Consider the following 26,477-nt stretch of genomic DNA (forward strand, 5'->3'; position numbering starts at 1 on the left):
GAATCCTCTGCAAAATACTAGATCAGGAAATGATTTCTTTGACTGGAAACCCTCATAATACGCCAGAAAACAATCGGGCAAATGATTCCTTCAACCGCTCTTTTAAGCCTCTTTTATAAAAATGAACAGGACCCATTTGCTCACATTCCTTCATATCTTCCTCATAGTGGGCCATCAATTGCTCAATTGGCTTTTTCGCTGCTGTAAAGACATTGACCTCAAAATTAAGCTGAAAGCTTCTCATATCAACATTTGCGGTGCCGACAGAGGCGAGTTCTCCATCTGCGATCATCACCTTTTGATGCATGAACCCTTTTTGATAGTGATACACCTTGATGCCCTCTTTTAGAAGCTCAGAAAAATAGGAACGTGTGGCATATTGCGTGAGAAATCCGTCATTGATCTCCGGTACCATCACCCGCACATCCACCCCTCTTGTGGCAGCGATTTTGAGCGCAGTGCGAATCGATTCGTTTGGTACAAAATAAGGTGTGGCAATCCAGACAAATTGTTTCGCATTAGAAATGAGAGCATCATATAAATCACTCATACTTTCTTTCATATCAGGTCCAGTTGGTACAACCTGAATGACATCCTCTCCTGTCACAGGATGCGGCGTATGATACTTCGGATCATCAATTAATACTTCATCTGATACATATTCCCAGTCGAGCATAAAAACGGAGTGAAGGGTCTGAACAGCCTCACCCTTTAACATGGCATGCGTATCACGCCAAAAGCCGATCTTTTCATCCCGTCCTACGTATTCCTTGCCAACATTTAATCCGCCGACAAACCCTGTTTCTCCATCAATAATGACGATTTTTCGATGATTTCGGAAATTGAATTTTTGATTAAAGAATCCATATTTTAAAGGTAGAAAAGGAGCGACCTTAACCCCTGCCTGCTTCAAGCGTTTAATATCTTTTCGTGAGAAACGAATGCTGCCCGCCGCATCATATATGAAGCGGACCTCTACCCCTTCTTTCACTTTTTCAATCAAAATCTCCATCATCCGGTGGCCGAGGAAATCAGATTTAAACATGTAATATTCAATATGAATGAATGATTTTGCTTTTTTTAACTCTTCAAAAATTCGGGGAAACGTCTCCTCTCCATTCTTTAAAATGTCCATATCACTATTTGTATTCACATGCATGCCTGTAGCTTTTTCTGTGTATTGAAAAAAACCACGCTGATTATCGGTTAAACGTGATTCATCCGGCTTGCTCTCAAGCTCAGATATTCTTCTTAATTTTTCACGGTTATACATTCTCTTTGATTTGAATAAATGACCTTTTACATAGAGCTGCCCTGAGAACAGATAAAACATATAGCCAATGATCGGGAAAAAAACCAGCACATATATCCATAATAACGTGTGCTGTGATGTACGATTCTCCAACATGAGTGAGACGATACTAAATAAAATAATGGCGATATAAATCGCTGCGTACAGCTGAACGCTCCACGCTGGCACAGTCCACCAATACACCACATATGCCCCAAATATCATAAAATATAAAAATAAAAATTCCAGTCTTCTCTTTTTCACATTCTCCGCCCTCATTCTGTCTTTTTCTCTTCCATACCCTTTGCACAGCTCGTATGAAACGCACGACCCATTCCTTTCTCCTAGCCTTTACAGACTTTCGCTATTTGATCCGATATAATAGAGAAATATGTGATGGAAAGGAAGATCTGTTTATGCATACCCCCTCACCTCTTAAAAAAGGGAGCCATATACGTGTTATTGCCCCAAGCCGAAGTGCCAGCATTTTATCAGAAGAAGGAATTGCTCAAGCGAAAAAACATTTAGAGGCTTTAGGCTTCACTGTCTCTTTGGGACAGCATGTGTTTGAATGTGACCTTCATTCCTCATCGTCTATTGAACACCGCTTGTCTGATCTGCATGAGGCGTTCAGAGATCATGATGTCGATGGTATTTTGACAGCCATCGGAGGCTTCAACTGCAATGAACTTTTGCCTTATATTGATTACGACTTGATCCGTCAGCACCCTAAAGTCCTCTGCGGCTATAGTGACATCACTGCACTTGCAAACGCCATTACAGCGAAATGTGATATGGTGACATATTCCGGCCCCCATTTTTCCAGCTTTTACATGGAGCAGGGGCAGGAGGAGCAGACTGCCATGTTTCAAGCTTGCTTGATGAACGGCGGCGAACCGTTTGATGTGATTCCTTCGACAAAATGGAGTGATGATGCTTGGTATCTCGATCAAGCGAACAGGCAGTTTCATCCGACAACATGGGGGATTTATCAGGAAGGAACAGCTGAAGGCACCTTGTATGGCGGAAACCTTTGTACACTGAACTTACTGCAAGGGACATCGTTTATGCCGAATGTAAAGGATGCGATCTTATTTGTCGAGGATGATGAGCTGGTATTCCCTGAAATGTTCGCCAGAGACCTTACCTCCCTCTTGCAGCATGCACAATCAATCAAAGGATTGATCATCGGACGATTTCAGAAGAAATCCAAGATGACAGAGGAACATTTGAGATTCATTCTAGATAAGCACCCAATGCTCAAACACATCCCAGTGATTTACGATGTCGATATCGGACATACACAGCCCGTCTTCACCTTCCCAATTGGCGGAAACGTTCAACTAGCGTGTACAAATGGAGACATAAAGCTACGCATTCATTCATAACTAAAGGCAAAAAAGCACCCGAATAGGCGGTGCTTTTTTCTATGCCACCATCTTTTTTAAAATTTTTTTAGAAAAAGTGATCCACCCCTTCATTCCCTTCGTTAAGTAGATGTAAAAAGAAAAGAGAGGAGGCAAAAATATGTTTTCTGATGTACTTAGCCAATTATTCGATTCTATCTCCAACATTATTAACACACTTGGATAATTTCATTTGACGCACACATACTACATGCTTACCGAAGGGAGGCACACTCTATGTTCTCTGATGTACTTAGCCAATTATTTGATTCTATTTCTAACATTATTAATACACTTGGATAATTTTTAAAACCCGCTATCTCTTGAGGATAGCGGGTTTTTTATATGAAAAAGCCCCACTCATCCAATAGAGTGGGGCTTTCTTTCATTTCATTACATCTTTTCCGGAGCCGATACACCAATTAGTTTTAATGCATTAGCAAGTGTGATTTGTGTTGCTTTCATGAGTGAAAGACGTGCTGTTGTTTTTGTTTCGTTTTCTACATCGATGACCTTCTCGGCATTGTAGAAGCTGTGAAGGGCTGATGCAAGGTCGTAAATATAGTTCGTCACGCGGTGCGGAATACGTTTTTCAGCTGCTTCTGCTACAACTTCTGGGAAGCTACCAATGATTTTCAGAAGATCGTATTCTTTTTCCGATTGAATGTGAGAGAAATCGGCTTTTTCAAGGTTTGGTTCGTAGCCTTTTTCTTCTCCTTGACGTAGCATGCTGCAAATTCTCGCATGCGCATATTGTGCATAGTACACAGGGTTTTCGTTAGACGTAGAAATGGCTAGGTCTAGGTCAAAGTCCATATGTGTCGCCGCACTTCTCATCGCAAAGAAATAACGAGTCGCATCTAAGCCGACTTCTTCAATGAGATCACGCATTGTGACAGCTTTTCCTGTACGCTTACTCATCTTCATCTTTTCACCGTTTTTATAAAGATGCACAAGCTGGATAATTTCTACTTCAAGCTTGCCAGCTGGATATCCAAGTGCTTGGATCGCCGCTTTCATTCGAGGGATATAGCCGTGATGGTCCGCTCCCCAAATATTAATAAGCTGGTCAAAGCCTCTGTCCAATTTGTCTTTATGATATGCGATGTCTGGAAGCAGGTAAGTGAAGCTGCCGTCTTTTTTAATCAACACACGGTCCTTGTCATCGCCAAAATCAGTCGAACGCAGCCATGTTGCGCCGTCTTCTTCAAAGACATAGCCTTTTTCACGAAGTGTTTCCAGCGCTGGTTCGATTTTTCCGTTTTCATATAAAGAGGTTTCTGAATACCATACATCAAATGGCACACGGAAATTCTCAAGGTCTACACGTAATTTCTCTAATTCGTATTTCAATCCGTATTCACGGAAGAACTTCATCCGCTCTTCTTCTGGTTCATGAACGAAACGGTCACCAAATTCATCCGCAAGCTTTTGTCCGATGCCTTTGATGTCTTCCCCTCTGTAGCCGTCTTCAGGCATTTCTTTTTCAAGACCGAGTGCCTCAAAATAACGTGCTTCGACAGATAAAGCGAGATTATTGATTTGATTCCCTGCATCGTTGATATAGTATTCACGGCTCACATCGAACCCTGCTTTATCAAGGATATTGCAAAGGGAATCTCCTACAGCTGCTCCGCGGGCATGTCCAAGGTGAAGGTCACCTGTTGGGTTGGCTGAGACGAATTCGACTTGCACCTTTTGACCGCCGCCTGTATTCGTTTCGCCATACGCTTCTTTTGCTTCAAGGACAGCTGGAATCAGCTTTGTTAAATACTGATTGTTCATATAAAAGTTAATGAATCCTGGACCTGCGATATCCAGTTTTTCAATGGAAGCTTTCCCTTTATCAAACGCATTGACGATGTCTTCTGCGATTTGACGAGGTGCTTTTTTCGCAATGCGGGCAAGCTGCATCGCCATGTTGGTAGAGTAATCACCGTGAGTTTTGTCTTTCGGCACTTCTAAAAGGACATCTGGCACCTGGCTTTCATCGGCAAGTCCTGCTTTGACGACTGCCGCAATGATTTCTTCTTTTAACGCATCTTTGACCTGTTCTGCGATATTCATGAACGTAAATCCTCCTTATACGAAATCGATAATGTATGTAAATGCTTTTGATCTTCTCCTGTCAGCATATCGTACGTAATGTGCAGCAGTCCCTTGTCCACATCGAGATCAATGCCATGTGTGTGCACATCTAACTGAAGTGTACCGAATGGCATCGTGTAATGTGTGACGGTCGTTTCTCCAATGAGAAAGCGCTGCTTCATTTGAATAGCTCCTGATCTCATGACAAAAATTTCTTTTTCACTCATTTTCACAACGGTTTTTACTTGACCCATTTCATGTTCTTCATGGTAAGTGAGATACGTTTTGTCATTCTTCTCTTGATACGTTCCAGTCGTGCGGAATTCGATCGTTTCAGCCGGCTCCGTCTCTGGTTTCATCACTGACTTTACATGAATTGAAATTTGGTTTTGTGTCATTTTGCACTTCCTTTGCTAAGACCCGTTTAACTAAAATAGTATACCATAATCATGAGCGCCTATCATACCATCATTTCTCTTCTTCACGGCGATTAAACTTCGTTTTTCATCTTCAGCCATCCCTTTAGAAAAAAAGAAAAATGCAACTGACCAATACGACAAGTCCAGCCTTTACGCCTAAGTCTTTTCTTTTCAGTAAATAAAAAAGAGCTTGTATGCCTGAACTTGCCAAAAATGCCTGAAAAAAATCAATTGGTGCGATTTGATTCTTCTTAAATACCACCTGCATGAATAACGCAATGGCCGTAAGATAGAAAAAGCCCCGATCCTGAAATAAACCAACTAACTCCACCTTTGCTTCCTTTTTAGAAGCAAAAACAGGCGGATCAGCTGCGAGCTCTCGTTTCAGTGTGAGAAAGCCTGCCGCTAATACGCATAAAGCGAGGGACACCATCAATATTGACGAAAGCATGAGCTGCCTCCTTTATTTTTTGACCAATGTAAAAAAAGAGCTTGTCCACATGAGATGACAAGCTCCTCTATCAACTGATTATTTCACAAACCCAAGCAGCATTTCGCGTAAAAGCTTACTCGCTGTATTCGCTGTTTGGTCAGAATGATCATATACAGGTGCTACCTCGACTAGGTCTGCCCCGACTACTTGGACGTCAGATCCTGCAATCGCATGAATGGATGCAAGCAGCTCTTTTGATGTAATACCGCCAGCATCTACCGTTCCAGTACCAGGTGCATGGGCTGGGTCAAGTACATCAATATCGATCGTCACATATACTGGACGCCCTTTTAGCTTTGGCAATACTTGCTTCAATGGCTCCAGCACTTCAAATTTAGAAATGTGCATACCCGCTTCTTTTGCCCATTCAAATTCTTCTTTCATTCCAGAACGGATGCCGAAAGAGAATACATTTTCAGCTCCAATAAGTCCTGCAACTTTACGAATTGGTGTTGAATGTGAAAGCGGCTCACCTTCATATTCCTCACGAAGATCTGTATGTGCGTCCATATGGATGATCGCCAAATCAGGGTATTTCTTATACATCGCACGGAAAACCGGCCAAGACACAAGATGCTCGCCGCCCATTCCTAATGGAAATTTCCCTTTTTCTAAAATGCTGTCGACATACTCTTCAATTAAATCTAAGCTCTTTTGTGCATTCCCAAAAGGAAGTGGGATGTCCCCCGCATCAAAGAATGGCACCTCGTGCAGCTCACGATCTAAATAAGGGCTGTATTCCTCTAAACCGATCGATACTTCACGAATGCGGTTCGGACCGAAACGTGAACCTGGGCGGTAGCTAACTGTCCAGTCCATCGGCATGCCGTATAAAATGACCTTTGCATCTTCCCATGTCGGATGACTTCCAATAAACACTTTTCCTGAATAAGCCTCGTCGAATCTCATGCAAGATTCCTCCTTTTACGCTTCAAAAAATGCGCAAACCGTCATTTGCGCATTTCCATTTCGCTCGATTTATTTGATTAAGTCGCTCACAAACTTCGGCAGAACGAATGCCGCTTTGTGCAATTCTTTTGTGTAATATTTCGTATCAATATCAAAGAAACGGCTGTCTTCTACAGCAAGTGGATCATATTTTTTAGAACCGATGGTGAATGTCCAAAGACCGCTTGGATACGTTGGAATATTCGCTGTGTAAAGCTTCGTAATTGGAAAAATTTCTTTTACATCACGCTGTACATTTGTAATCAGCTCAGGTGTGAACCAAGGGTTGTCCGTTTGTGCAACGAAAATACCGTCTTCTTTGAGTGCCTTTGAGATTCCTGCGTAAAATCCTTTAGAGAATAGGTTCACAGCTGGTCCAACCGGCTCAGTTGAGTCCACCATGATCACATCATACTCGTTGTCAGCTTCAGCAATGTGCATAAAACCGTCTCCGACTTTGACATCTACACGAGGATCGTCTAATTTCCCAGCAATAGAAGGAAGGAATTTTTTCGAGTATTCGATAACCTTTCCGTCAATATCAACAAGTGTCGCTTTTTTCACACTTGGGTGTTTGAGGATTTCACGAATAACACCGCCGTCTCCTCCGCCTACGACAAGAACATTTTCCGGGTTTGGATGAGTGAAAAGAGGAACATGAGCCACCATTTCGTGGTATACAAACTCATCTTTCTCAGATGTCATCACCATGCCGTCTAAAAACAGCATATTGCCAAACTCTTCTGTTTCCACCATTTCTAAATGCTGAAAGTCTGTTTGTTCTGTGTGAAGGGTTTTGTTCACCTTCAATGTAATACCAAAATTCTTCGTTTGCTTCTCTGTATACCAAAGTTCGCTCATTGTTCATCTTCCTCTCATCCAATAATAAACAAACATCTATTGTTAGCGCCTTTTATCGGCTTTGACTATATCGATTGTCCAAGAAAAAAGTATAGTGGATTCATATCAAATTGTAAAGAACCGCTTGAGTTCTCTTCATTTTTTAAAGTGCTCCTGCAATCGCTTGTTTAAAACGGTTTTCTTTGTTCCATACTGATAAAAAACCGTCAAAATGGGGGCTTTGCATGGACACAATCATGAGTAATAAAAAAATCCGCATGACCGTGAAAACGATTCGAGCCTGTTTTTTTATCGGCTTGCTCGCTTTTCTATTTGCAGGCACTGTCTTTTTGACGATTCTATTAATAGCTAAATGGCAAGGTGCCCCTTCTGTTCAAGTTCCCCAATCCACGACCATTTATGCAGCTGATGGGTCAAAGCTTGGAGAATCCAGTTTTGGAGAAAAGAGATATTGGGTGCCATTAAAGAATATGTCTCCTCATATGAGACAGGCTGTTGTGGCTGTTGAGGATAAAACCTTTTATGAGCATCATGGCTTTGATGTGAAACGGATGGCAGGTGCTGCGGTGGCCGATATTCGTGCCATGGCTAAGGTACAAGGTGCCAGCACGATCACCCAGCAATATGCACGAAATCTGTATTTAGATCATGATAAAACGTGGAAGCGGAAGTGGAATGAAGCCTTTTACACGATTCGTTTAGAGCAAAACTATACAAAAGATGAGATTTTAGAAGGATACTTGAACACCATTTATTATGGTCACGGAGCGTACGGTGTGGAAGCAGCGTCACGTCTGTATTTCGGAAAAAAAGCAAAGAACTTAACCCTCGCTGAATCTGCCCTTCTTGCCGGTATCCCAAAGGGGCCTTCTCTCTATTCCCCTTATGTGAATGAGGAGAAAGCCGGCGCAAGAAAGAATATGATTTTGAGACAAATGCAAGAGGATGGCATGATTACGAAAAAAGCAGCCAATGACGCTGCGAAAGAAAAGCTGTCCTATCGCCCTTTGCAGAAGAAGCAGCTGCAAGCAAAGCAAGCCCCATATTTTTATGACGATGTGATTCGAGAGTTGAAACAAAGCTTGGGGTTAACAGAGGAACAGATCGAAACCTATGGACTTCATATCCAAACGACCCTTAATCCAAAATTACAGAAAATCGCAGAAAAGACGTTAAAAAACACGATGGATTCCAAATCAGATATCCAAATTGGCTTTGCCGCCATCCATCCTCAAACAGGCCATGTACTTGCCCTCATAGGTGGGAGAGATTATGAGAAAAGTCCATTCAACCGGGTGACACAAGCAAAAAGGCAGCCCGGTTCAACCATGAAACCCCTTCTTTATTACATTGCCTTGCAAAACGGGTTTACACCCGCAACCGTCATGCGCAGTGAGGAAACGGTGTTTGAACTGGATGATCAAGGCAGCGGTGCGGCTTATTCACCGAGCAATTATCACGGCTATTACGCCAATGACGGCATTACAATGCTACAAGCTTTAGCGCTGTCTGATAATATTTACGCTGTAAAGACCCATCTATTTTTAGGAATGGAGCAGCTTGTACGTGCTGGCAAGACATTTGGACTCAAGGAGAAACTAGATCAAGTACCATCTCTTGCTCTAGGCACGTCTCCTGTGAAACCCATTGAAATGACCAATGCTTACGCCATGCTCGTCAATGGCGGAAAACGCGTCAAACCAACCTTTATTACGAAAGTAACCGACGCAAAAGGCAATGTGCTTTTTGAAGAGAAACAAAAACGAGAACAAATCCTCGATGAAAAAGCAGCCTTTGTCATTACCGATATGATGTCAGGAATGTTCAACGATCAATTAAACGGCTATACAAGTGTCACTGGCCGCACCATTATAAAGGACCTTACACGAACATACGGAGGAAAATCCGGGACAACAGGAGCCGACAGCTGGATGATCGGCTTCTCTCCCCAGCTCGTCACAGGTGTATGGACTGGCTATGATAAAGGCCGCACCATTGACTCAGTCGAAGAAACGGCCTATGCGAAAAAAATATGGGCTTCCTTTATGGAATCAGCCCTCTCGAAGCAGCCAGCCTCCTCCTTCATGCCGCCTGACGGTGTCAAAGGGGTATATATCAATCCAAAAACTGGCGATCTCGCAGGACCAGGATGTGAATCAAAGGTATTCACCTATTTTATAGAAGGAACAGAGCCGACAGGTGTCTGCTATGGTGCTGAGGACAAAGCCTCTGAGCAGGAACCAGTTCAAGATCAAAAGCCAAAGAAATGGTGGGAAAAGTGGCTGAAACGTTAAAAAAAGACATGAAAAACCCCGAGATCTGCATCTCGGGATTCTCCATGTCCTAGCTTTAACACCAGTTTACTCAAAAAACGGATGGATTTGGTAGTGATCCGCCATTCTTCACAAAAATTTCACAATTATTCAGGGACAGCCAATCCTTCTTTTAATTCATCTGTCGATGCGTCCCATAGTGCTTCATTATGACCCTTTAAGAAATCAGCCAGCACCTTTTTGGATACGTCATCCATATGACTCACGACGATTTTTCGCTTCATCGATTTATCCATTAAATTCACATGCTCTGGAAGTGACTTATACCCGCGGCGAATCGAACGGTCAACGGTCATTTCACAAGCCGTCACACCTGCATAATAAGGCCCTTCTTCTCTGCGGTCAATCGTCACCCATACGAGCCAATAAGGCTTTCCGTTCGGTACCTCTTCTTTTGTTTTCAAAAATTTAATTCCTTTTTCGACGGCACTTCTTGCATGCATGGCACCAATATCAATGACAGCTTCCTTTTCCTCTACATCAATGATGACTGGCGAGATATTATCAAGGCTGAGTGCACCTGCCCCAAAGCCTCCATGTCCGTCGGTTGCATCTGTTTTTTTAATGATGTTAAAACCAATTGGTTTCTTCTTTTTACCTTCCATTCATTAAACCTCCTAAAGCAGCGGCTTCAAAATAAGATTAAACCAGTATATGATTTGATCCCGCATTCCGATCAATGGACCAAACACAAACTGACCCAGCGGTGTGATCACGAATATGAGAAAAATAATGATCCCATATTGTTCAAATTGCGTCATTTTCGCACGAATACTAGGACTGACGACGTCCTCAATGATACGATATCCATCAAGCGGCGGAAGCGGCAATAAGTTAAATAGGAACAAGATGACGTTTAAGTTAATAAAGATCTGGAAGAAATAATCGACTCCCGGCTCAAAACGCATGATCCATTCCCCGCCAAACTTCTGAAGAAGCACATACACAAGAAAGCCCAAAAACGCCAGCACTAAGTTACTTAATGGTCCAGCAATAGAGACACAAATCCCTGCTAAACGCGGTTTTTTAAAATGGTAACGATTCACTGGTACAGGTCTCGCCCAGCCAAACCCGGCCACAAAGATCAAAATCGTCCCGAAAATATCGAGATGCTTCAGTGGATTTAACGTCAGTCTCCCTTGATTCTTAGCCGTCGGGTCTCCGAAACGGTACGCAACATATGCATGTGCCAGCTCGTGCATCGTAAATGCAACAACAAGCGTAATGGCGACATATGGAATAAGTTCTAATGGATAAACAAGAAATTGGTTCAAAGGCATGAATCCCTCTTTCTTTCTATACAATGATTTACTTCATTCAGTATACTATAAGAAGTCCCTTAAACTAAAGGGAAGCGTAGCATTAAAGGAAAAAGGAGGTTTTCGCCATGCCGATTGTCACCGTACAAATGCTTGAAGGAAGAACAGACGAGCAAAAAAGAGCGCTTGTGGAGAAAGTCACTGATGCTGTTGTTGAAACAACAGGCGCAGGTGCAGAAAAAGTCTCTGTTATTATTGAAGAAATGAAAAAAGAACACTATGCCGTAGCAGGAAAGCGAATGAGCGACCTGTAAGCATATAAAAAGGACAAACCCATAAGGTGTTTGTCCTTTTGTCTTCTTTCTTATCTGTACCAAGCTTTATTACGGTTCACTTGATTTTTATGAGCCGCATCAAAGTAGTCAACTGTGTAGGAATAATCATAATTCATTAAGCAGACAATGCCGCTTCCTTGAGGGTCATGCGGTAAGCCAAAGTTATGGCCGTATTCGTGTGTAGCCGCTTTTGCTGTATTCGCTGTTCCTTGGTCAAGGTTCACGGCGAATGCACTTCCGCTTGGTGCACTATTGTAGACATAAGCGATTCCGCCAGCATCAAAGTTTGGATTTGCTGTAAATCCAGTGACAAAGTCGTATCCTCTGCCATCAAAGCTGCGCGCAAGGTTGGAAAGAATTTGTGATGAATTTGATCCCGAAGACGTCCAAGATCCTACTGCTTGTACGACAAAGTCCACATCATGATCACGGTTAAACGTGACATCTGCTTGTTCGATGATGTTGACAATCCGTGTTTGCCAGTCACTATATTTCGCACGATACTGCGCATCAGCAACCGCATAGACAGTGACCTTCTGACTGCCTGTACTTGCTTTTGTTGAAATTGAATCTCCTGTATTGGCTTTAAAGGTTCTTGAGCCTACCTGCTTACCAGACTCATCTAATACCTTTGTTGTCACATCTCGTTCAATTGGAGGTGCTGCCGTCAAATCTTTAAAACTGTTTGCTTTTGGCAACCCCTCACCAATATGGGTTTCGAACGGCGCATGACCATGATCATGCCCATGACCAGCACTCGCTACTGGTGCTGAAGCTGAACTTACTCCCGGTAACAAACTACCTACCAATAAAAATGACAAAAAGACTGAACGCTTTTTCATTCCTATCCCTCCTTTGTTTTTCACAAAGTTATATATTCACTGAAAATTCACCATTTTCCTTCTCTTCAGTCAAAAACAGGGAATTAGATGCACAGAAAAAAGTCGAATTACGTCATTTTCACTAATTTTTCAGATATTTTGACACACATTTCATCGAAAAATAGCGCTTTTGGTACGGGTCATTTACTTCGTAAACATCCATGTTTTTAAGAAATCATATCATGGACCTAACGACACATCTGAAAGAAAAAAATGATATTAGAAAAGATAAAGTCACACTTTACTGATACCAATTATACTTCTCTGCGGTTCTGCCTTATGATGAAGAACATAAAACATTGCTACCTCAAACAGAAGGGACGATCGGCATGACTGGAAAAAAGCACATACAATTTGGATTAATGTTACATGGCCCAGGGGGTCACATGAATGCATGGAAGGATGAATCGGTTCCAGCAGATGCAAGTGTTAACATTGATTATTATCAAGCGATGACAAAAAAGGCAGAATCAGCGGGTTTCCGTTTTGTTTTTGTTGCAGATGGTTTATATATCCACGAACATTCAATTCCTCATTTCTTGAATCGATTTGAACCATTAACCATCTTATCTGCGCTTGCCACAGTCACCAAACAGATTGGACTTGTGGGTACTGTATCCACTTCATACAGTGAGCCCTTTACCATTGCCAGACAATTTGCTTCCTTGGACAAATTAAGTAAAGGCCGGGCAGGCTGGAATGTTGTGACTTCCCCATTAGAGGGCTCTGCTGAAAATCACATCATCCGTTCGCACCCAAGCCACTCACTTCGATATGAAATTGCAGAAGAGTACTTACATGTAGTGAACGGGCTTTGGAGCTCATGGGAAGAAGATGCTTTTGTAAGGGATCGTTCAACGGGGGTTTTCTTCGATCGAGATAAATTGCACACTTTAAACCATCATGGAAAACACTTTTCTGTCAAAGGTCCTTTAAATATTGAACGCTCTGAACAAGGGCAGCCCGTGATTTTCCAGGCAGGCGCTTCAGAGGCTGGAAAAGATCTAGCCGCAAAAGAAGCAGACGCTGTATTTACAAATGCCGATTCACTCGAAAAGGCAAAAGCCTATTACCGCGACGTGAAAAATAGAGCCGAGGCGTTTGGTCGAAAACCATCTGATATTAAAATATTCCCTGGCATCCACCCGATTACAGGGAAAACAGTCGAAGAAGCAGAAGAAAAATATGAAGCCATTAAACATCTAGTCTCTATTGAAGAAGCTCTGCATTATCTGGGCCGATTCTTTGACCACTTGGACTTCAGTCAATTCCCGCTTGATGGACCTTTTCCGGATATAGGTGACGCTGGGTCAAACAGCTTCCAATCCACAACAGATTCCATTAAGAAAATGGCCAAAGAACAAAACCTGACCTTAAGAGAAGTCGCTTTACAAGTGACCACGCCTAAAAGTGCCTTTTTCGGCACTTATGAACAAGTAGCTGACAAATTAATTCAATGGATCGAAGAGGATGCCGCAGATGGATTTATTTTTGGCGCTCCGATTTTAGCTAGTGGTTTATCCGAATGGACGGAACACGTCATTCCGATATTAGTCGAAAGAGGATATTACGATCCAAATTATCCAGCTCATACCCTTCGCGAAAACTTAGGCCTGCCCATTAAGAAGAATCAATTTCTGAAACAAACAGTGAAATAAACTTGAAAGAGGGGCTAGCATATGGGCTAACCCCTCTTTTTATGATGGTTGGTGCAATCGACTTTCAATGAGATCAATGAACTGGAGCACAGCTCTACCAGGCGTATCATTTGTTTTCCTCAATAGACCAACTGGCGGGGAAACTTGAATGCCCTTTATTTCTAATACCTTCGTACCGGGGAGTGTAAAAGAATGGGCCGTTCGTGTAAACAGAGATACTCCTAAGCCCGCCTGAACATAGTGTTTATGGGACATGCTGCTAGTAATCTCTAATTTCTTGTAATTTGTCCCAATGACATCGACGATTTGTTGTTCAATTTGGATACGGATGGGGCAATTGTGAGGTGTGAATAGTATAGTCTCATTTTCTAAATCTGTTACCTCCACTGCCTCTTTTTCCGCCAATCGATGGGAAGACGGGACCAGCAGGACGATATCATCTTGAAAAAGCGGCTTATAGCTATTTTCCATCGAAGCTTCTGGTGCGCCGCAAATCGCAAAATCAATCTCATCATGGGAAAGCAAGGAACTCAGTGTATTTGCATCTGCTACTTGCACAGAAAATTCTACATTCGGAAACCTTTCCTTGAATTCTGCAAGGAGCGCCGGGAATTCTAAACTGGCAGTAGGCTCAGAAACACCGATGCGAATTAATCCCGCAATGCCCACTTCTAAATCTTGGAGCGTTTTCGTCAGTTTCTCATATTCATTGAGTAAAGAATTGGCTCTTTCATAAAAAAGCTGTCCTGATGCTGTTAACTTTAAGGTCTTCCCTCTCTCTAGAAGCTTCTCTCCAATTTCCTCTTCTAAATGTTTGATGTGCAAGGTAATGGTTGGCTGAGAATAATTCAGTGCTTCTGCTGCTTTTAAAAAATTCCCATATTTCACGATGGTGGCAAAGGTGCGGATCGCACGAATCTCCATAAAAACCCCTCTTTTCTCTATATTTTAAATAACTGAATCGTGTATTTATGATTACTAATTATACTTTTCAATTGGTTTGCCTTATTATAATTTATATTATCAACCATTCCAAGTTGTTTAGAAGGAATTATGTGAAATGGAGGAGACGAAATGACGAAAGTAACGATTATAGCAGGCGGACACTCCGTCCAATCTCGATTAACCGGTATTCTGCAGCATGTTCAGCAGCATTTAACGATCAATGGAATCGATATACATATCATTCAAGTTCACCAGCTGCCTAGCAGCGCACTAATACGTGCGGACTTTTCAAACGAAGAGATTGTCAAGGCGATTGAACTTGTGAATGAGAGTGACGGTGTCATTGTATTAACGCCTGTCTACAAAGCGTCATTTTCCGGTATTTTAAAAACGTTTTTAGATTTACTTCCACAGAAAGCGTTGCAAGGAAAACCCGTCCTTCCATTCGTTTTAGGAGGAACCTACGGTCACCTGCTCGTCATTGAATATGCTCTTAAACCGATTATTCATCAACTTGGTGCAACGGTTGTTCAATCTGGCGTGTATGTCGTGGATCAACAGGTCACAAAGCAGGAATCAGGTGATTATTTACTTGATTCAGATGCCGCAAACAGGTTAAACCTCGCATTATCTCAATATCAAAGTCTGATAGGAGGAACAGCCAATGTCGTTCACCCTTAGTATTCTTGATCAAAGCCTTGTTGGTGAAAACGAGAACGCAGAGACGGGCATTCAGCATACTGTCAGATTGGCTGAAGCAGCGGATCAGCTTGGCTATCACAGGTTTTGGGTGTCTGAACATCACAATAACCCTCAAGTAGCAGGTTCTTCCCCTGAAGCACTTGCCGGCTATCTCTTAGCAAAAACAAACAACATACGAATTGGGTCTGGTGGCGTCATGCTTCAGCATTACAGTCCGTTTAAGGTGGCTGAAACATTTCACGTCCTGGCATCATTAGCGCCTGGAAGGGTCGATTTAGGTGTTGGGAAAGCACCGGGAGGACTGAACCTATCGACACAAGCTCTTCAGGAAGATTATCAGGCGTCACGGAAGGATTTTTCTCAGAAATTAGTGGATCTCAACACCTATCTGACGGAACACACAAATGACTTGAATGCTCAGCCCATCCCGCGTATATCACCCGACATCTTCCTTTTAGGGGGTAGTACGGAGAGCGCTGAATTCGCAGCAAAACTTGGTATCTCCTTTGTGTTTGCCTTCTTTATTAATGGAGATGAAGCCTTATTAAAAGAAGCAAGAGAGACCTTCCAAACATATCAGAAAGCGGGCGCCCGCCAGCAGTTCCTTCTTGCCATCACCGTTTCTGTAGCTGAAGATCACGAACAAGCACTCTCGCACATCAAACAAAAGGAAACAGTAAAGGTCTCCTTTTCCGATGGAAGAAAGCTGAATGTCACATCGTTAGAGGATGCAGAAAAACTGGTGAAAGAAACGGAGAAGGAACACTACAACATTCACGTACAAAAAACCGGCTACACCGCTGGCACAAAAGAAACCGTTCGTCACAGACTGACTGAGCTATCCGAGTCATACGATATCGATGAATTCATCGTGCTGTCACCGATCGTAGATATTGATAAAAGGATCACGTCTATTACTTTATTAAAAGAAGCACTTGATCAAGAACAAACAAACCAAAAACCAATCAATCAAGAGGTGAACGTCTAATGTCAAACAATCAAAAAATCATTTTATGGAGCAAAAATGGATGCAGTTATTGCAAGGACATTCAATCCTACTTCAACGAACAGCAGATTCCTTTTTCAACGATTGATGTCACAGAGCATGACGATTACAGAAACATTTTAGAAGCAAAATACGGTGTCCGCTATGTGCCTGTAGTTGAGATCAGCCATGATTCCCACGTGTATCAAGCATTGCTGAATCCAGATATCGAGACTTTAAGAAAAGCGTTAATCTGACATTACATTTTGAATGGAGGTTTGTCATGAGTCGAGATATTTTTCGCATCGCTACCGAAGAAGATGCACCAGCTTTTTTAGAATTGCTGTCCAGTGCATTTAAACCGCTTGGTGAAATGGGCATCGATTGGCCATCCACGAACGCCACGCTTGAAATGGTCACAGAAAACATTAAACAGTCCGCTGCCGTTGTATTAGAACGAGACGGCCGGCTCATATCTACCATCACCATACGTTTTCCTTGGGAAAGCACTGAGCCGGTCTCAGGCTATCCATTTGTTTGGTGGTTTGCGACAGCTCCTGATTTAGCCGGTCAAGGGATTGGAAATAAGCTGCTCGATTATGTAGAAAACACCTTGCTTCGGCAGACATATAAAGCGCCTGCATATACACTGGGCACTTCTGGCCGGAAACACCCTTGGCTTTTAGAGATGTACGAACGAAAAGGATATACAAAATATATTGAACGCGAGGCTGAAAATGGAGATTTAGGTGTTTTGATGTATAAAGTGCTTATCCCTGAACGCTTTGATCCAGACATTCTAGGGACACCACCCGCAGAAGAAAAAGTCGAAACGACTTCTACATAGGAGGTGATTCAACGTGGGTGAGTTTTTCAAATGGGAGTACGTGGTCACACTCTTTCCTAAAGTATTATCAGCCCTTCCAACGACCTTGCTGATTGTTTTATTTGCCACTTTGATTGGCAGCTTTCTTGGATTCATCCTTGCTTATTTTCGAATTGAGCGCATTCCTGTTCTGCACCAACTCAGTGCAGTCTATGTCTCATTTATTCGCGGAACGCCTATCCTGGTTCAAATGTTTATTGTCTTTTATGGTCTGCCAGGTGTGCTCGCCGCAATTGGTCTTGATATCTCCATGTGGAACAAATTGATCTTTCTTTATATTACATATGGACTCAATACAGCTGCCTACTTTTCAGAAATATTCCGATCAGCCTTATCAAGTGTCCCAGCATCTCAATATGAAGCGGCTGCCTCAATTGGGCTGACGAAATGGCAGATTTATAGAAGGACACTCATTCCTCAAGCAGGTAGAATCGCGCTCCCGAATATTGGCGTAGCCATTGTCAACTTATTACAAAATACCTCCCTCGCCTTCACATTGGGCGTGATGGATATTATAGGAAAGGTTCAAACATTAGGAGCTTTATACTATCGCGTATTAGAAGGATACTTTATTGCTGCCGTCATTTTTATTTTGTTAAGTCTGCTGCTGGAAAAAGCGTTTGACCTATTGGAAAAACAGATCAATACACCGAAAACAAGAAAACAGCGTCAGACGACATTTGTTTCCTTAAAAAGACCCGAAACGGCTTTCACAGTAGAAAAGCGTGCGAAGTAAAACGAGGAGGATTTCACATGAAAAATAACAAACAATTCAAAAAACATTACATCATCGGTCTGCTTACACTTGGCTCATTGTTGCTTGCTGCCTGCGGAAATACAGAACAATCGAATGAAGTCAAAGCAGAAGCAGCGAATAATGATCCAGATGCGAAGGAAATCATCGTTGGCACAGGGAATGCTTACCAGCCTTTCGTTTACTTAGATGAAAACGGCAAATTAACTGGCTATGAGAAGGCTGTATTAGATGAAGTGGATCAGCTGCTTCCACAATATAAGTTTAAATATGAATCCTTCGAATTCAAAAATATTCTGCCCGCTTTAGATGCTGGCAAAGTAGATCTCGCTGCCCATCAATATGAAATCAATGATGAGCGCCAGAAGAAATATCTATTTGGAAAAGTTGGCTACACAGATTATACAAGCTATGTGGTTGTTGATAAAGCCTCCGGTCATGATTTTCAAAGCCTTGACGATTTGGCTGGACACAAAGTGCACACCTCTACAGGAAGTAATTTCGCTTATCTTCTTGAGCAATATAACAAAAAGCATGATCGGAAAATTGACATTGTCTACGGAGATGGCGGGAACGAGATTCTCGTCAAAAACCTTCAAAATGGCACAGTCGATGCGGCCCTGCTCACAAAGTATGACGTCAACAAGCTAAACAAACAATTTAATGCCAATCTAGTCACCTCTGGAGAGCCTGTAAACGTATCTAAAACGTATTATCTTTATCAAAAAAACAATACGAAACTTCAAAAAGACATTGATCAAGCATTACAAAAACTAATCGATAACGGCAAGCTCGCTGACTTGTCTAAGAAAATATTGGGCGGAGACTTTACTACATCATAAGAAAGGAGCGATCTGAGTGGATTTTGATGTTGCCTTTATGCTGCAGGCCTTTATAGCCGCACTTCATTATTTGCCAACGACATTGCTATTAGGCTTTCTACCGCTACTATTTGGCTCTGTCTTTGGATTTGGTATTGCCCTTATCCGTTTTTATCAGGTGCCTGTATTGTCTCCCTTGTTCAAATGGTTTGTGGCTATTTTTAAAGCAATTCCGGTTGTCCTGATTTTGCTCGTATCTTATCTGCTTTTTTCCGATACACTGGACCATTTGGCTGCATCTCTTTCTCTTCAGATTCGTTTCAGTGATTTGGACAGACGATGGATTGCCATTTTCGCCCTTACTTTATATGCCGTAAGCGGGTTATCTGAAATATTTCGAAGCTCTCTTGCATCTATTCCAAAGGGACAATTCGATGCTGCTCTATCCGTTGGTTTCACCAGCAAACAGGTCTTAAGAAGGGTCATCATACCGCAAGTCTTTCCCATCTCCCTTCCAATGCTGAACAACATGCTGATCAGTTTAATCAAAGCCTCTTCTCTCGTTTCTATGGTGTCTGTGGTCGATATTTTAAACGGCGCTTTAATTAAAGCCAATGTGAACTATCGTTATCTTGAAGCATACATCGCCGTTGCCCTGATCTACTGGGCCCTGTGTGCCTCAATCGAAGCCATTACAGCCGGATATGAGAAATATGGACACAAAAACAAAAGGAGACGATTGGCATGATTGATATCAAACAGGTGCATAAAGCGTTCGGTAAAAATCAGATTCTGAGAGGAATTGATTTAACGGTAGAAAGAGGCGAAGTGGTCGTCATTTTAGGTCCGAGCGGTTCTGGAAAATCAACCTTTCTGCGATGCTTGAATTTTCTTGAGCGTGCAGATCAAGGAGAAATCAGCATTGATCACACGACCGTCAAGTTCAATCAAGCAAAGCCTAAAGACATTCTCGCACTTCGCAGAAAAACCGCCATGGTCTTTCAGCAATACGATCTATTTCTTCATAAAACAGCACTTGAAAACGTCATGGAAGGTTTAGTCATTGCCCGTAAACAACCAAAAGATCAAGCCTATGACACAGCTCTCCAATTAATCACAAAGGTCGGATTACTAGAGAAAAAGGATGCCTATCCGCATCAATTATCCGGCGGACAGCAGCAGCGAGTCGGCATTGCACGGGCACTGGCTTTGAATCCAGAAGTCATTTTATTCGACGAACCGACCTCTGCATTAGATCCAGAACTTGTAGGAGAAACGCTTGATGTCATTAAACAGGTAGCACAAACCGGGGTCACCATGATCATCGTCACCCACGAGATGAGCTTTGCCTATGATATTGCTGACAGGGTGATTTTCATGGAGGATGGGGTCATCGTCGAATCAGGTACGCCGGAAGAAGTCTTTGAACAGACGAAAGAAGAACGTACAAAACAATTTTTAGCAAGATTCTCATATCACCATTCATAAAATTCAAGTCGATCCATGCGGTCGGCTTGTTTCTGTGCAAAATAAAAACCAGTCTGTTCTAGCCATCAGCCATCACATACTGGTTCTTCTCGTTAGTTCAATTCCTTCAACTGATCAATATAAGCAAGGGCAGCCTCAAATTCTTCGTCCGTATAGCGCTGCTTGCTTTTAATGGTGAAGACCTTTTCCTTTATCTCATCTTCTGGCAGGTCATCAAAATATAAAATCGTTGAGACAAGCTCCAGGAAACGGGACGATTGCTCGTTCATCTGCTGCGTCAGCACTTTGAGGTCAGGCATGTCCACTTCACATTGATCGAGAAACTCTTTCCCATTGTCCGTCAGCGAATAGCGATATTGATAGTATCCGCCCTTTTTTTCCTTCATTTCGTCCAAGAATCCAAGGTTGCACAGCTCTTCAATTCTGAGCGTCAACTCCTCTGAATAGGGGCCATAAAAATGAAAATCGTATTTCTCGTAAAATGGCAAATTTAGCTTTTTTGCTATGTAAATCATCTTTTGCAGCTTCTTCCGTCCAACGATTTCCCCTGATTCAGAGAATACCTTCATCAACTTTGCATGCTCTTTCAACAAATTCCCGACATCTCCTTTTTCAGTACTTCTTTATCCCAAACCAAGCAGCTCCATGATCGCCTTCTTTTCTTCAGCTTTTTCCGACATATCTACAATTAAGTCCATCGGGAAATAAAGTTTATGATCGGTTCTTCGTTTACCGGAAATGGCGTCAACAATATCTGACTGTCTCGACAGTTCTTTAATATGACCACTTTGCGTCAAAAGGTGAATTGGCAGCCTCTCTTCTTCCTCTCCTGGTCTATAAAAGTCATAGGGCAAGTCAGAAGACGAGTCGACCACTAAATAGTAGTCAGGATCAATTCCTGCCTCCTTAAACAAGGCGGTCAGCTTGAAATATTTCGTCATTTCTTCATTTGGATTAAACTCTGTATATTGGAACAATCGGCGGTTCATAAAACGGCGGCACAAATCGGCCAGCACGTGATCTTCTTCATCTTCCCACGCCTGAAAATAAAATAAAACAATAGATTCATCCAGCTTAATATAGTCCTCTGTGGTGACATTTCCCTCAAAGATTGAGTAAAAATGAACTGGGGCATGTGTAAAAATATAACCCGTTTCATGCAGCTCTTTTGCACGATGAAGGATTTTCGTTAAAATGACTTCAGCACTGCGTGTCACTGGGTGGAAATAGACTTGCCAGTACATTTGATAACGGCTCATAATATAATCTTCTACCGCATGCATCCCGCTCTGCTTCATCACAATCTGATCTTCTCTCGGGCGCATCACACGTAAAATACGTTCCATATCAAAGTGGCCGTAGCTGACGCCTGTATAGTAGGCATCACGCTGCAAATAGTCCATTCGGTCGGCATCGATTTGACTTGAGATCAAACTAACTACCTGTTTGTTTTGATACGTTTTGGCAATGACTTCAGCCACATGCTTCGGGAAATCATCACTCACCCGGCGGAGCACTTCATTGACTTCCGTCTGCCCTAAAATAATATCTCTTGTAAACGATTCATGGTCTAAGTGGAAGACCTTTTCAAAGGAATGAGAAAATGGACCATGTCCGAGGTCATGAAGCAAGGCTGCACTAAGTACAAGCTCGCGCTCTCCTTCATCCCATTCCGGCCGCCCTTTAAACACATCATCCACAATTCGTCTCACAATCTCGTATACACCGAGTGAATGATTGAATCGGCTGTGTTCTGCACCATGAAACGTCAAATACGTGGTTCCTAGCTGTTTAATCCGTCTCAGGCGCTGAAATTCTCTTGTTCCTATTAAATCCCATATTAATGCGTCCCTTACGTGAACATAACGGTGCACAGGATCTTTAAATACCTTTTCCTCAGATAATTTACCTTTTGGATACGCCATCGTTTCGTCCCTCTTTTTTTAAGACGTGTTTCTATTATATCGGGTAACTTTTCCCGAAAACATCCTTGAATTTGCTGGTGAATGTGTTCTCAAAGATTGCATGGACGTAAAAAGCCCGACCTGACAGGGACGGACCTCTTTTTAGGTCGACTGAACACATTCAGTGACATTTATTTGACTTTTTTTTGAACCTTTTCGAGTAATTCATCTTCTGTTGGTGCGGATAATGGGCGATTGTTCACAAACGCAAAAGCCTTTTTTCGTCCTGGACCACAATAAGATTGACAGCCAATCTCAATTTTTGCATCAGGGTCAACCGATTTGAGTCGAGGCAATAACGTCTTTAGGTTCGTCGCATCACAATCGTCACATACGCGAAACTCATTAGCCATGGTCTTACGCTTCCTTTCAATGATGATACTTCATTCTATATGAAACAGTTGGACAGCCAATCGTGATTAATATACCACCCAACATTGTACATCGAAGCGGCTGGACTTGCAAGACGCTTTGCCGTCCCAATGACGCGCTTACATAAAAGCTAGTATTTTCCACTATCCTTTTAGCAAACTTGTATAAACCATCATGAACTTGGCTAATCTAATACCATCAAATCATATGGGGGTTTAAACACATGTCAAAACAAAGACAAGATGCTTGGTCAGAGGAAAATGATCTCCTCTTGGCAGAAACCGTCTTACGTCACGTCAGAGAGGGCAGTACGCAGCTAAATGCGTTTGAAGAAGTAGGAGACAAGCTGAACCGCACCTCCGCAGCATGCGGATTTAGATGGAACGCTGTCGTGAGGCATCAATATGAAAAAGCGTTGGCACTTGCCAAAAAACAGCGAAAACAACGGATGCGCGCACTTGGCAATGGCCAGCCTGCGAAAAAACGATTACTTTATCAGCCGCAAGTAGAAGAAACGGTCACTCAGGAGGAATTCTCACAGGAATTGGAGCCAGCAAAGGAAGAAACATTTGCACCAGCTGCTGAAACTGCCGAACAGCTTCAGTTTGTGGATCAAAGCTACAATGAAGAGTTAGCTAGTTTATCACATTTATTGTCACAGGCTTCTCCTGCCCCAAATACCGCAGAGAAAAAGCCGGAAGCGAATCCATTTAGGCAGCATCAAGAATTAACCATCGACGATATCATTGATTTCTTACGCCGTTATGAAGGCGATGGTCAGCAATCCACTGCCTTACGTATGGAAAACAGCCGCTTAAAACGAGAAAACAATGAGCTTTCTCATAAAGTCTCGCAGCTAGAAGCTGAAGTGAAAAAGCTCGAAAAGGATCAGCTCACGATTCAAGAAGATTATGAAACACTCGTCAAAATCATGAACCGTGCAAGAAAACTAGTTTTGTTTGAAGAAGACGATAGTGCCGCACCAACCTTTAAAATGGACCGGAACGGCAACCTCGAAAAAATGGCAGAATAACAAAAAGTGCTCCCCGCCTCGGGAAGCACTTTTTTAAATGCCCAAAAATAGCATTACACTAAAAAGGACATTGATCAAAAACACGAACATAAAAATATACCTGACCTGCCTTACTTGAAAATCACCAAACATAAAAATATAAAGACCTGCGATGCCAAGTGTTAGTACAGGCTGAAGAAATGGCACTAAAAGCGAAATGCCGTAGCCGGCTCCCATGATGACAGGAAGCCATAGTAAATAGAGGTAACCGCCATTTTTGGATTTCAAGAAACCACTCCCTCTCTTTCTTCTATCTGCTTGATTTCAGGCTGAACAAACTTGAGTCCGGCTATTGTGCGGCCGCGTTTTTGTGATGTCCAGACCACAATCGCCGGCTGCTCTGTCAGAGATTCTGTATCAATGGTGATTAGCACTTTGTCATGTAATTCAATTGAAGCTTCAGACTCGATTTTACACCCAGATAAACTAATATCATGTATGTTCACCGGCACCTTCTCTTCTAACCGGTCCTCATAGACTAGCGTGCCTGCCACACCTTGCAATGGTCTTCTCATCCATTTGCGCCGAATAGCCTTTGGTACTTTCTCCGTTTCTCTTACAAAGCGGAGAAATGTCCGAACAGCATAGGATTTTTTCTCACGATCCGTTATCGATACGTGCTCTTGTGTGAATAAGAAGCGGATCAGTGATAGGTACTGTGATTTTTCTGTGTCAGTAAAAGCCACACCAACCATCAGCTTGTCTCCCTCCGGATGACTCCAGACCACATCACATGCCACACTTTCATTCTCTGAAAAGAATAATTGCATTTGTCCTTGATTTAGAGAAGAAGCTTGATCCAATGGAATGGATAGACGCGCACCTGAATCACTCATATCTAGTAGAAAACAAGCAATCGACTCATCTTGATGATCAGAACGGAGCTGCCCCTCTTTTTCAATGACAAACCGCTCTGATTTTCGATAACGCGGACGATCAAACGCCACAATAAGTGCCATGAACAGCCCTGCACCGTTATAAAGTACCCAAAAAATATTAATCAACGTGAGATCAGCATTCATCGTCCCATTTACCTTCATATCGTATCCTATTTTCACAAGGACTAGCAATGAGAGGAGCAAGAAGATCAAATGAGGAATCATCGTTTTCAAATGAAAATGTCTCTTGTCCGTTTGAATTCCCTTCGGTGTGACAAGAAATTCAACCCTCTTCTTCAAAAACAGCTCACTTAAAGCCACACCAGCCAGGTGGAATGCCATAGAGCTTTCGTAAATATGACTCCAAAACATACTTCTTTTTTGATTCGACACCAGTTTAAACGCTAAATACGAACTAAAGAACGCCGGCAGCCAAAACATGAAAATGGACTGAAAATCGGCCCAGAAACTTTGAATACCAAATAATAAAAACAATATCGGTGTAAGAATGTAAATCATTTTAAACAAACCGTTAAACCAATACACAATGCCATCTAAATAAAGAACGCGCTGCATAAGCGTTAAGCCGCGAACCTTCAATGGATTAAACTTACGGGCGCACTGAATGTTCCCTCTCGACCAGCGGTCTCGCTGCTTTAACAGATCAAGCCAGCTTTCAGGTGCCAGACCGACAGCTAATACCTCTCCGACAGACACAGATTTGAACTTCCCTTGGAGAAGCATTCCTGTCGCCATGTCTTCTGTAATTACCCCAGTAGCAAATCCGCCAATTTCCTCTAATGCTGTTCTTCTAAATACCGTATTACTCCCGACATACATGACCGCATTGAATCGATCTTTACCAGCTTGGAGGGTTTGCATGAAAAAGTCCTGCTCATTTGGAATTCGATCCTTCGAGAACATATTATATTGGAAAGGATCTTCGTTATAAAATGCTTGTGGAACTTGAACAAACGCAGTCGCTCCATCATGAAAGTAAGGCACTGTCTTTTCTAAAAAGGCAGGAAGGGGGACCATATCAGCATCAAGTGTGAGAATCAACTCCCCATTCGTTTGAGACATCGCATGGTTTAAATTCCCCGCCTTAGCAAACTTGTTATCTGTTCTTGTCAGATAATGAACACCAAACTCAAAAGCAAGCTGCTTCACAGACTCCCTCTTGCCATCATCACATAAATAAATATGGACGCTGCCTTTTGGATAAGACAAATTCAAACAACCTGCAACCGTGCGTTTTAACACTTCAATTGGTTCATTATATGTAGCTATGAAAATATCAACTGTTGGCAGCCTGTCAAGATCACTGATCATGACTTGTTTCCGATTTGAAGGCTTCCAAACAAGTGTATAAAACACAAGCAGCTGTAAAAATCCAATACATTCACAGGCAACAAGCAAAATTCCCATCACAATATTAAATGTACCTTCATGCGGCAGTGTAAAGAAGAGACGCCAGCAAATGTATGCGGCATTTGTTAACACACAGAGCACAATGGTGATTTTTTTAATCGTAGAGGCCATCGGCTGAATACGATACATCACATACAACAAAGACAAAACACAAAGCATAAACAGCGGGTAATACGTGGTGATGAATGACAATACATTTTCCTTCTT

At 42.3% G+C, this 26,477-nt stretch carries 28 protein-coding genes; 13 read left to right on the forward strand and 15 right to left on the reverse strand.

What is annotated here, in order from left to right:
* Positions 1–52 precede the first annotated feature (52 nt).
* A complete protein-coding gene (cls, locus tag NST59_RS17285) occupies positions 53–1,570 on the reverse strand; it encodes a cardiolipin synthase (RefSeq protein ID WP_249117613.1) in 1,518 nt (505 codons plus the stop codon).
* Positions 1,571–1,707: 137 nt separating this feature from the next.
* Here cls and NST59_RS17290 point away from each other — a divergent pair, with 137 nt between their 5' ends.
* Positions 1,708–2,679, forward strand: coding sequence for a S66 family peptidase (locus tag NST59_RS17290; RefSeq protein WP_099663759.1), 972 nt, complete (start codon positions 1,708–1,710; stop codon positions 2,677–2,679).
* 411 nt (positions 2,680–3,090) lie between these two features.
* Here NST59_RS17290 and argS read toward each other — a convergent pair whose 3' ends face one another.
* From argS to speE, 5 genes are all read right to left on the reverse strand, one after another.
* Positions 3,091–4,764, reverse strand: a complete 1,674-nt coding sequence (gene argS, locus NST59_RS17295) for an arginine--tRNA ligase (RefSeq protein ID WP_058838538.1) — start codon at positions 4,762–4,764, stop codon at positions 3,091–3,093.
* The gene (locus NST59_RS17300) at positions 4,761–5,183 is read right to left on the reverse strand and encodes a DUF1934 domain-containing protein (RefSeq protein WP_003215400.1); all 423 of its coding nucleotides are present in this window, start codon (positions 5,181–5,183) and stop codon (positions 4,761–4,763) included. The genes argS and NST59_RS17300 overlap by 4 nt, the downstream gene beginning before the upstream one ends.
* Before the next feature lie 124 nt (positions 5,184–5,307).
* A complete protein-coding gene (locus NST59_RS17305) occupies positions 5,308–5,655 on the reverse strand; it encodes a hypothetical protein (protein WP_341040854.1) in 348 nt (115 codons plus the stop codon).
* Positions 5,656–5,733: 78 nt separating this feature from the next.
* Positions 5,734–6,606 (reverse strand): agmatinase, encoded by an 873-nt coding sequence (gene speB, locus NST59_RS17310; protein WP_039182190.1) that lies wholly within the window; start codon positions 6,604–6,606, stop codon positions 5,734–5,736.
* 69 nt (positions 6,607–6,675) lie between these two features.
* On the reverse strand, positions 6,676–7,506 hold the full coding sequence (gene speE, locus NST59_RS17315; RefSeq protein WP_003214614.1) for a spermidine synthase: 831 nt from the start codon (positions 7,504–7,506) through the stop codon (positions 6,676–6,678).
* Between the two features lie 224 nt (positions 7,507–7,730).
* Here speE and NST59_RS17320 point away from each other — a divergent pair, with 224 nt between their 5' ends.
* The gene (locus tag NST59_RS17320; protein WP_341040856.1) at positions 7,731–9,800 is read left to right on the forward strand and encodes a transglycosylase domain-containing protein; all 2,070 of its coding nucleotides are present in this window, start codon (positions 7,731–7,733) and stop codon (positions 9,798–9,800) included.
* A 125-nt stretch (positions 9,801–9,925) separates the two neighbouring features.
* Here NST59_RS17320 and NST59_RS17325 read toward each other — a convergent pair whose 3' ends face one another.
* Both NST59_RS17325 and NST59_RS17330 read right to left on the reverse strand, forming a co-directional pair.
* Entirely contained in the window at positions 9,926–10,444 is a 519-nt protein-coding gene (locus NST59_RS17325) for a YwhD family protein (RefSeq protein WP_039182196.1), read from the reverse strand.
* 12 nt (positions 10,445–10,456) lie between these two features.
* Positions 10,457–11,113 carry a site-2 protease family protein gene (locus NST59_RS17330; RefSeq protein WP_371412193.1) on the reverse strand — a complete coding sequence of 219 codons (657 nt, stop codon included), beginning with the start codon at positions 11,111–11,113 and terminating at the stop codon, positions 10,457–10,459.
* Positions 11,114–11,226: 113 nt separating this feature from the next.
* Between NST59_RS17330 and NST59_RS17335 the strand changes: the two genes are divergently transcribed.
* The gene (locus NST59_RS17335) at positions 11,227–11,412 is read left to right on the forward strand and encodes a 2-hydroxymuconate tautomerase (RefSeq protein ID WP_003214939.1); all 186 of its coding nucleotides are present in this window, start codon (positions 11,227–11,229) and stop codon (positions 11,410–11,412) included.
* A gap of 50 nt (positions 11,413–11,462) precedes the next feature.
* On the opposite strand, the gene NST59_RS17340 is transcribed toward NST59_RS17335, so the two are convergent.
* Entirely contained in the window at positions 11,463–12,275 is an 813-nt protein-coding gene (locus tag NST59_RS17340) for a zinc-dependent metalloprotease (RefSeq protein ID WP_058838532.1), read from the reverse strand.
* Positions 12,276–12,643: 368 nt separating this feature from the next.
* On the opposite strand from NST59_RS17340, the gene NST59_RS17345 reads away from it, so the two are divergent.
* Positions 12,644–13,972, forward strand: a complete 1,329-nt coding sequence (locus NST59_RS17345) for an LLM class flavin-dependent oxidoreductase (RefSeq protein ID WP_059377951.1) — start codon at positions 12,644–12,646, stop codon at positions 13,970–13,972.
* A 39-nt stretch (positions 13,973–14,011) separates the two neighbouring features.
* Here the strand turns inward: NST59_RS17345 and NST59_RS17350 are convergent, their stop codons facing one another.
* Positions 14,012–14,896: a LysR family transcriptional regulator gene (locus NST59_RS17350; protein WP_330545658.1), complete on the reverse strand. Its 885-nt coding sequence runs from the start codon at positions 14,894–14,896 to the stop codon at positions 14,012–14,014.
* 150 nt (positions 14,897–15,046) lie between these two features.
* Here NST59_RS17350 and ssuE point away from each other — a divergent pair, with 150 nt between their 5' ends.
* The 8 genes from ssuE to NST59_RS17390 are packed head-to-tail and all read left to right on the forward strand — an operon-like array spanning position 15,047 to position 20,553.
* Complete coding sequence (gene ssuE / locus NST59_RS17355) at positions 15,047–15,598, forward strand: NADPH-dependent FMN reductase (RefSeq protein ID WP_251180974.1); 552 nt, start codon at positions 15,047–15,049, stop codon at positions 15,596–15,598.
* Positions 15,582–16,607 (forward strand): LLM class flavin-dependent oxidoreductase, encoded by a 1,026-nt coding sequence (locus NST59_RS17360; protein WP_341040857.1) that lies wholly within the window; start codon positions 15,582–15,584, stop codon positions 16,605–16,607. The genes ssuE and NST59_RS17360 overlap by 17 nt, the downstream gene beginning before the upstream one ends.
* Positions 16,607–16,861: a glutaredoxin family protein gene (locus NST59_RS17365; RefSeq protein WP_251180972.1), complete on the forward strand. Its 255-nt coding sequence runs from the start codon at positions 16,607–16,609 to the stop codon at positions 16,859–16,861. Before NST59_RS17360 ends, NST59_RS17365 begins: the two co-directional genes overlap by 1 nt.
* A 26-nt stretch (positions 16,862–16,887) precedes the next feature.
* Positions 16,888–17,451 (forward strand): GNAT family N-acetyltransferase, encoded by a 564-nt coding sequence (locus NST59_RS17370; RefSeq protein ID WP_058838526.1) that lies wholly within the window; start codon positions 16,888–16,890, stop codon positions 17,449–17,451.
* A 13-nt stretch (positions 17,452–17,464) separates the two neighbouring features.
* On the forward strand, positions 17,465–18,226 hold the full coding sequence (locus NST59_RS17375; RefSeq protein ID WP_048237685.1) for an amino acid ABC transporter permease: 762 nt from the start codon (positions 17,465–17,467) through the stop codon (positions 18,224–18,226).
* 17 nt (positions 18,227–18,243) lie between these two features.
* Positions 18,244–19,086 carry a transporter substrate-binding domain-containing protein gene (locus tag NST59_RS17380; RefSeq protein WP_341040860.1) on the forward strand — a complete coding sequence of 281 codons (843 nt, stop codon included), beginning with the start codon at positions 18,244–18,246 and terminating at the stop codon, positions 19,084–19,086.
* A gap of 16 nt (positions 19,087–19,102) precedes the next feature.
* A complete protein-coding gene (locus NST59_RS17385; RefSeq protein ID WP_144468026.1) occupies positions 19,103–19,813 on the forward strand; it encodes an ABC transporter permease subunit in 711 nt (236 codons plus the stop codon).
* The gene (locus tag NST59_RS17390; protein WP_058838523.1) at positions 19,810–20,553 is read left to right on the forward strand and encodes an amino acid ABC transporter ATP-binding protein; all 744 of its coding nucleotides are present in this window, start codon (positions 19,810–19,812) and stop codon (positions 20,551–20,553) included. The genes NST59_RS17385 and NST59_RS17390 overlap by 4 nt, the downstream gene beginning before the upstream one ends.
* A gap of 92 nt (positions 20,554–20,645) precedes the next feature.
* Here NST59_RS17390 and NST59_RS17395 read toward each other — a convergent pair whose 3' ends face one another.
* From NST59_RS17395 to NST59_RS17405, 3 genes are all read right to left on the reverse strand, one after another.
* Positions 20,646–21,146, reverse strand: coding sequence for a YwgA family protein (locus NST59_RS17395; RefSeq protein ID WP_058838522.1), 501 nt, complete (start codon positions 21,144–21,146; stop codon positions 20,646–20,648).
* A 30-nt stretch (positions 21,147–21,176) separates the two neighbouring features.
* Complete coding sequence (locus NST59_RS17400) at positions 21,177–22,478, reverse strand: HD domain-containing protein (protein WP_341040862.1); 1,302 nt, start codon at positions 22,476–22,478, stop codon at positions 21,177–21,179.
* A gap of 170 nt (positions 22,479–22,648) precedes the next feature.
* Entirely contained in the window at positions 22,649–22,870 is a 222-nt protein-coding gene (locus NST59_RS17405) for a DUF1450 domain-containing protein (RefSeq protein ID WP_003215259.1), read from the reverse strand.
* 242 nt (positions 22,871–23,112) lie between these two features.
* Here NST59_RS17405 and NST59_RS17410 point away from each other — a divergent pair, with 242 nt between their 5' ends.
* Positions 23,113–23,922: an RsfA family transcriptional regulator gene (locus NST59_RS17410; protein WP_034281253.1), complete on the forward strand. Its 810-nt coding sequence runs from the start codon at positions 23,113–23,115 to the stop codon at positions 23,920–23,922.
* 33 nt (positions 23,923–23,955) lie between these two features.
* On the opposite strand, the gene NST59_RS17415 is transcribed toward NST59_RS17410, so the two are convergent.
* Together NST59_RS17415 and NST59_RS17420 are read right to left on the reverse strand one after the other, a co-directional pair.
* A complete protein-coding gene (locus tag NST59_RS17415) occupies positions 23,956–24,189 on the reverse strand; it encodes a DUF5970 family protein (protein ID WP_024426379.1) in 234 nt (77 codons plus the stop codon).
* Positions 24,186–26,462, reverse strand: a complete 2,277-nt coding sequence (locus tag NST59_RS17420; protein ID WP_247543879.1) for a glycosyltransferase — start codon at positions 26,460–26,462, stop codon at positions 24,186–24,188. Before NST59_RS17420 ends, NST59_RS17415 begins: the two co-directional genes overlap by 4 nt.
* Positions 26,463–26,477 lie beyond the last annotated feature (15 nt).

The organism is Bacillus sp. FSL R5-0439, assembly GCF_038008805.1.
GTDB lineage: Bacteria > Bacillota > Bacilli > Bacillales > Bacillaceae > Bacillus > Bacillus safensis.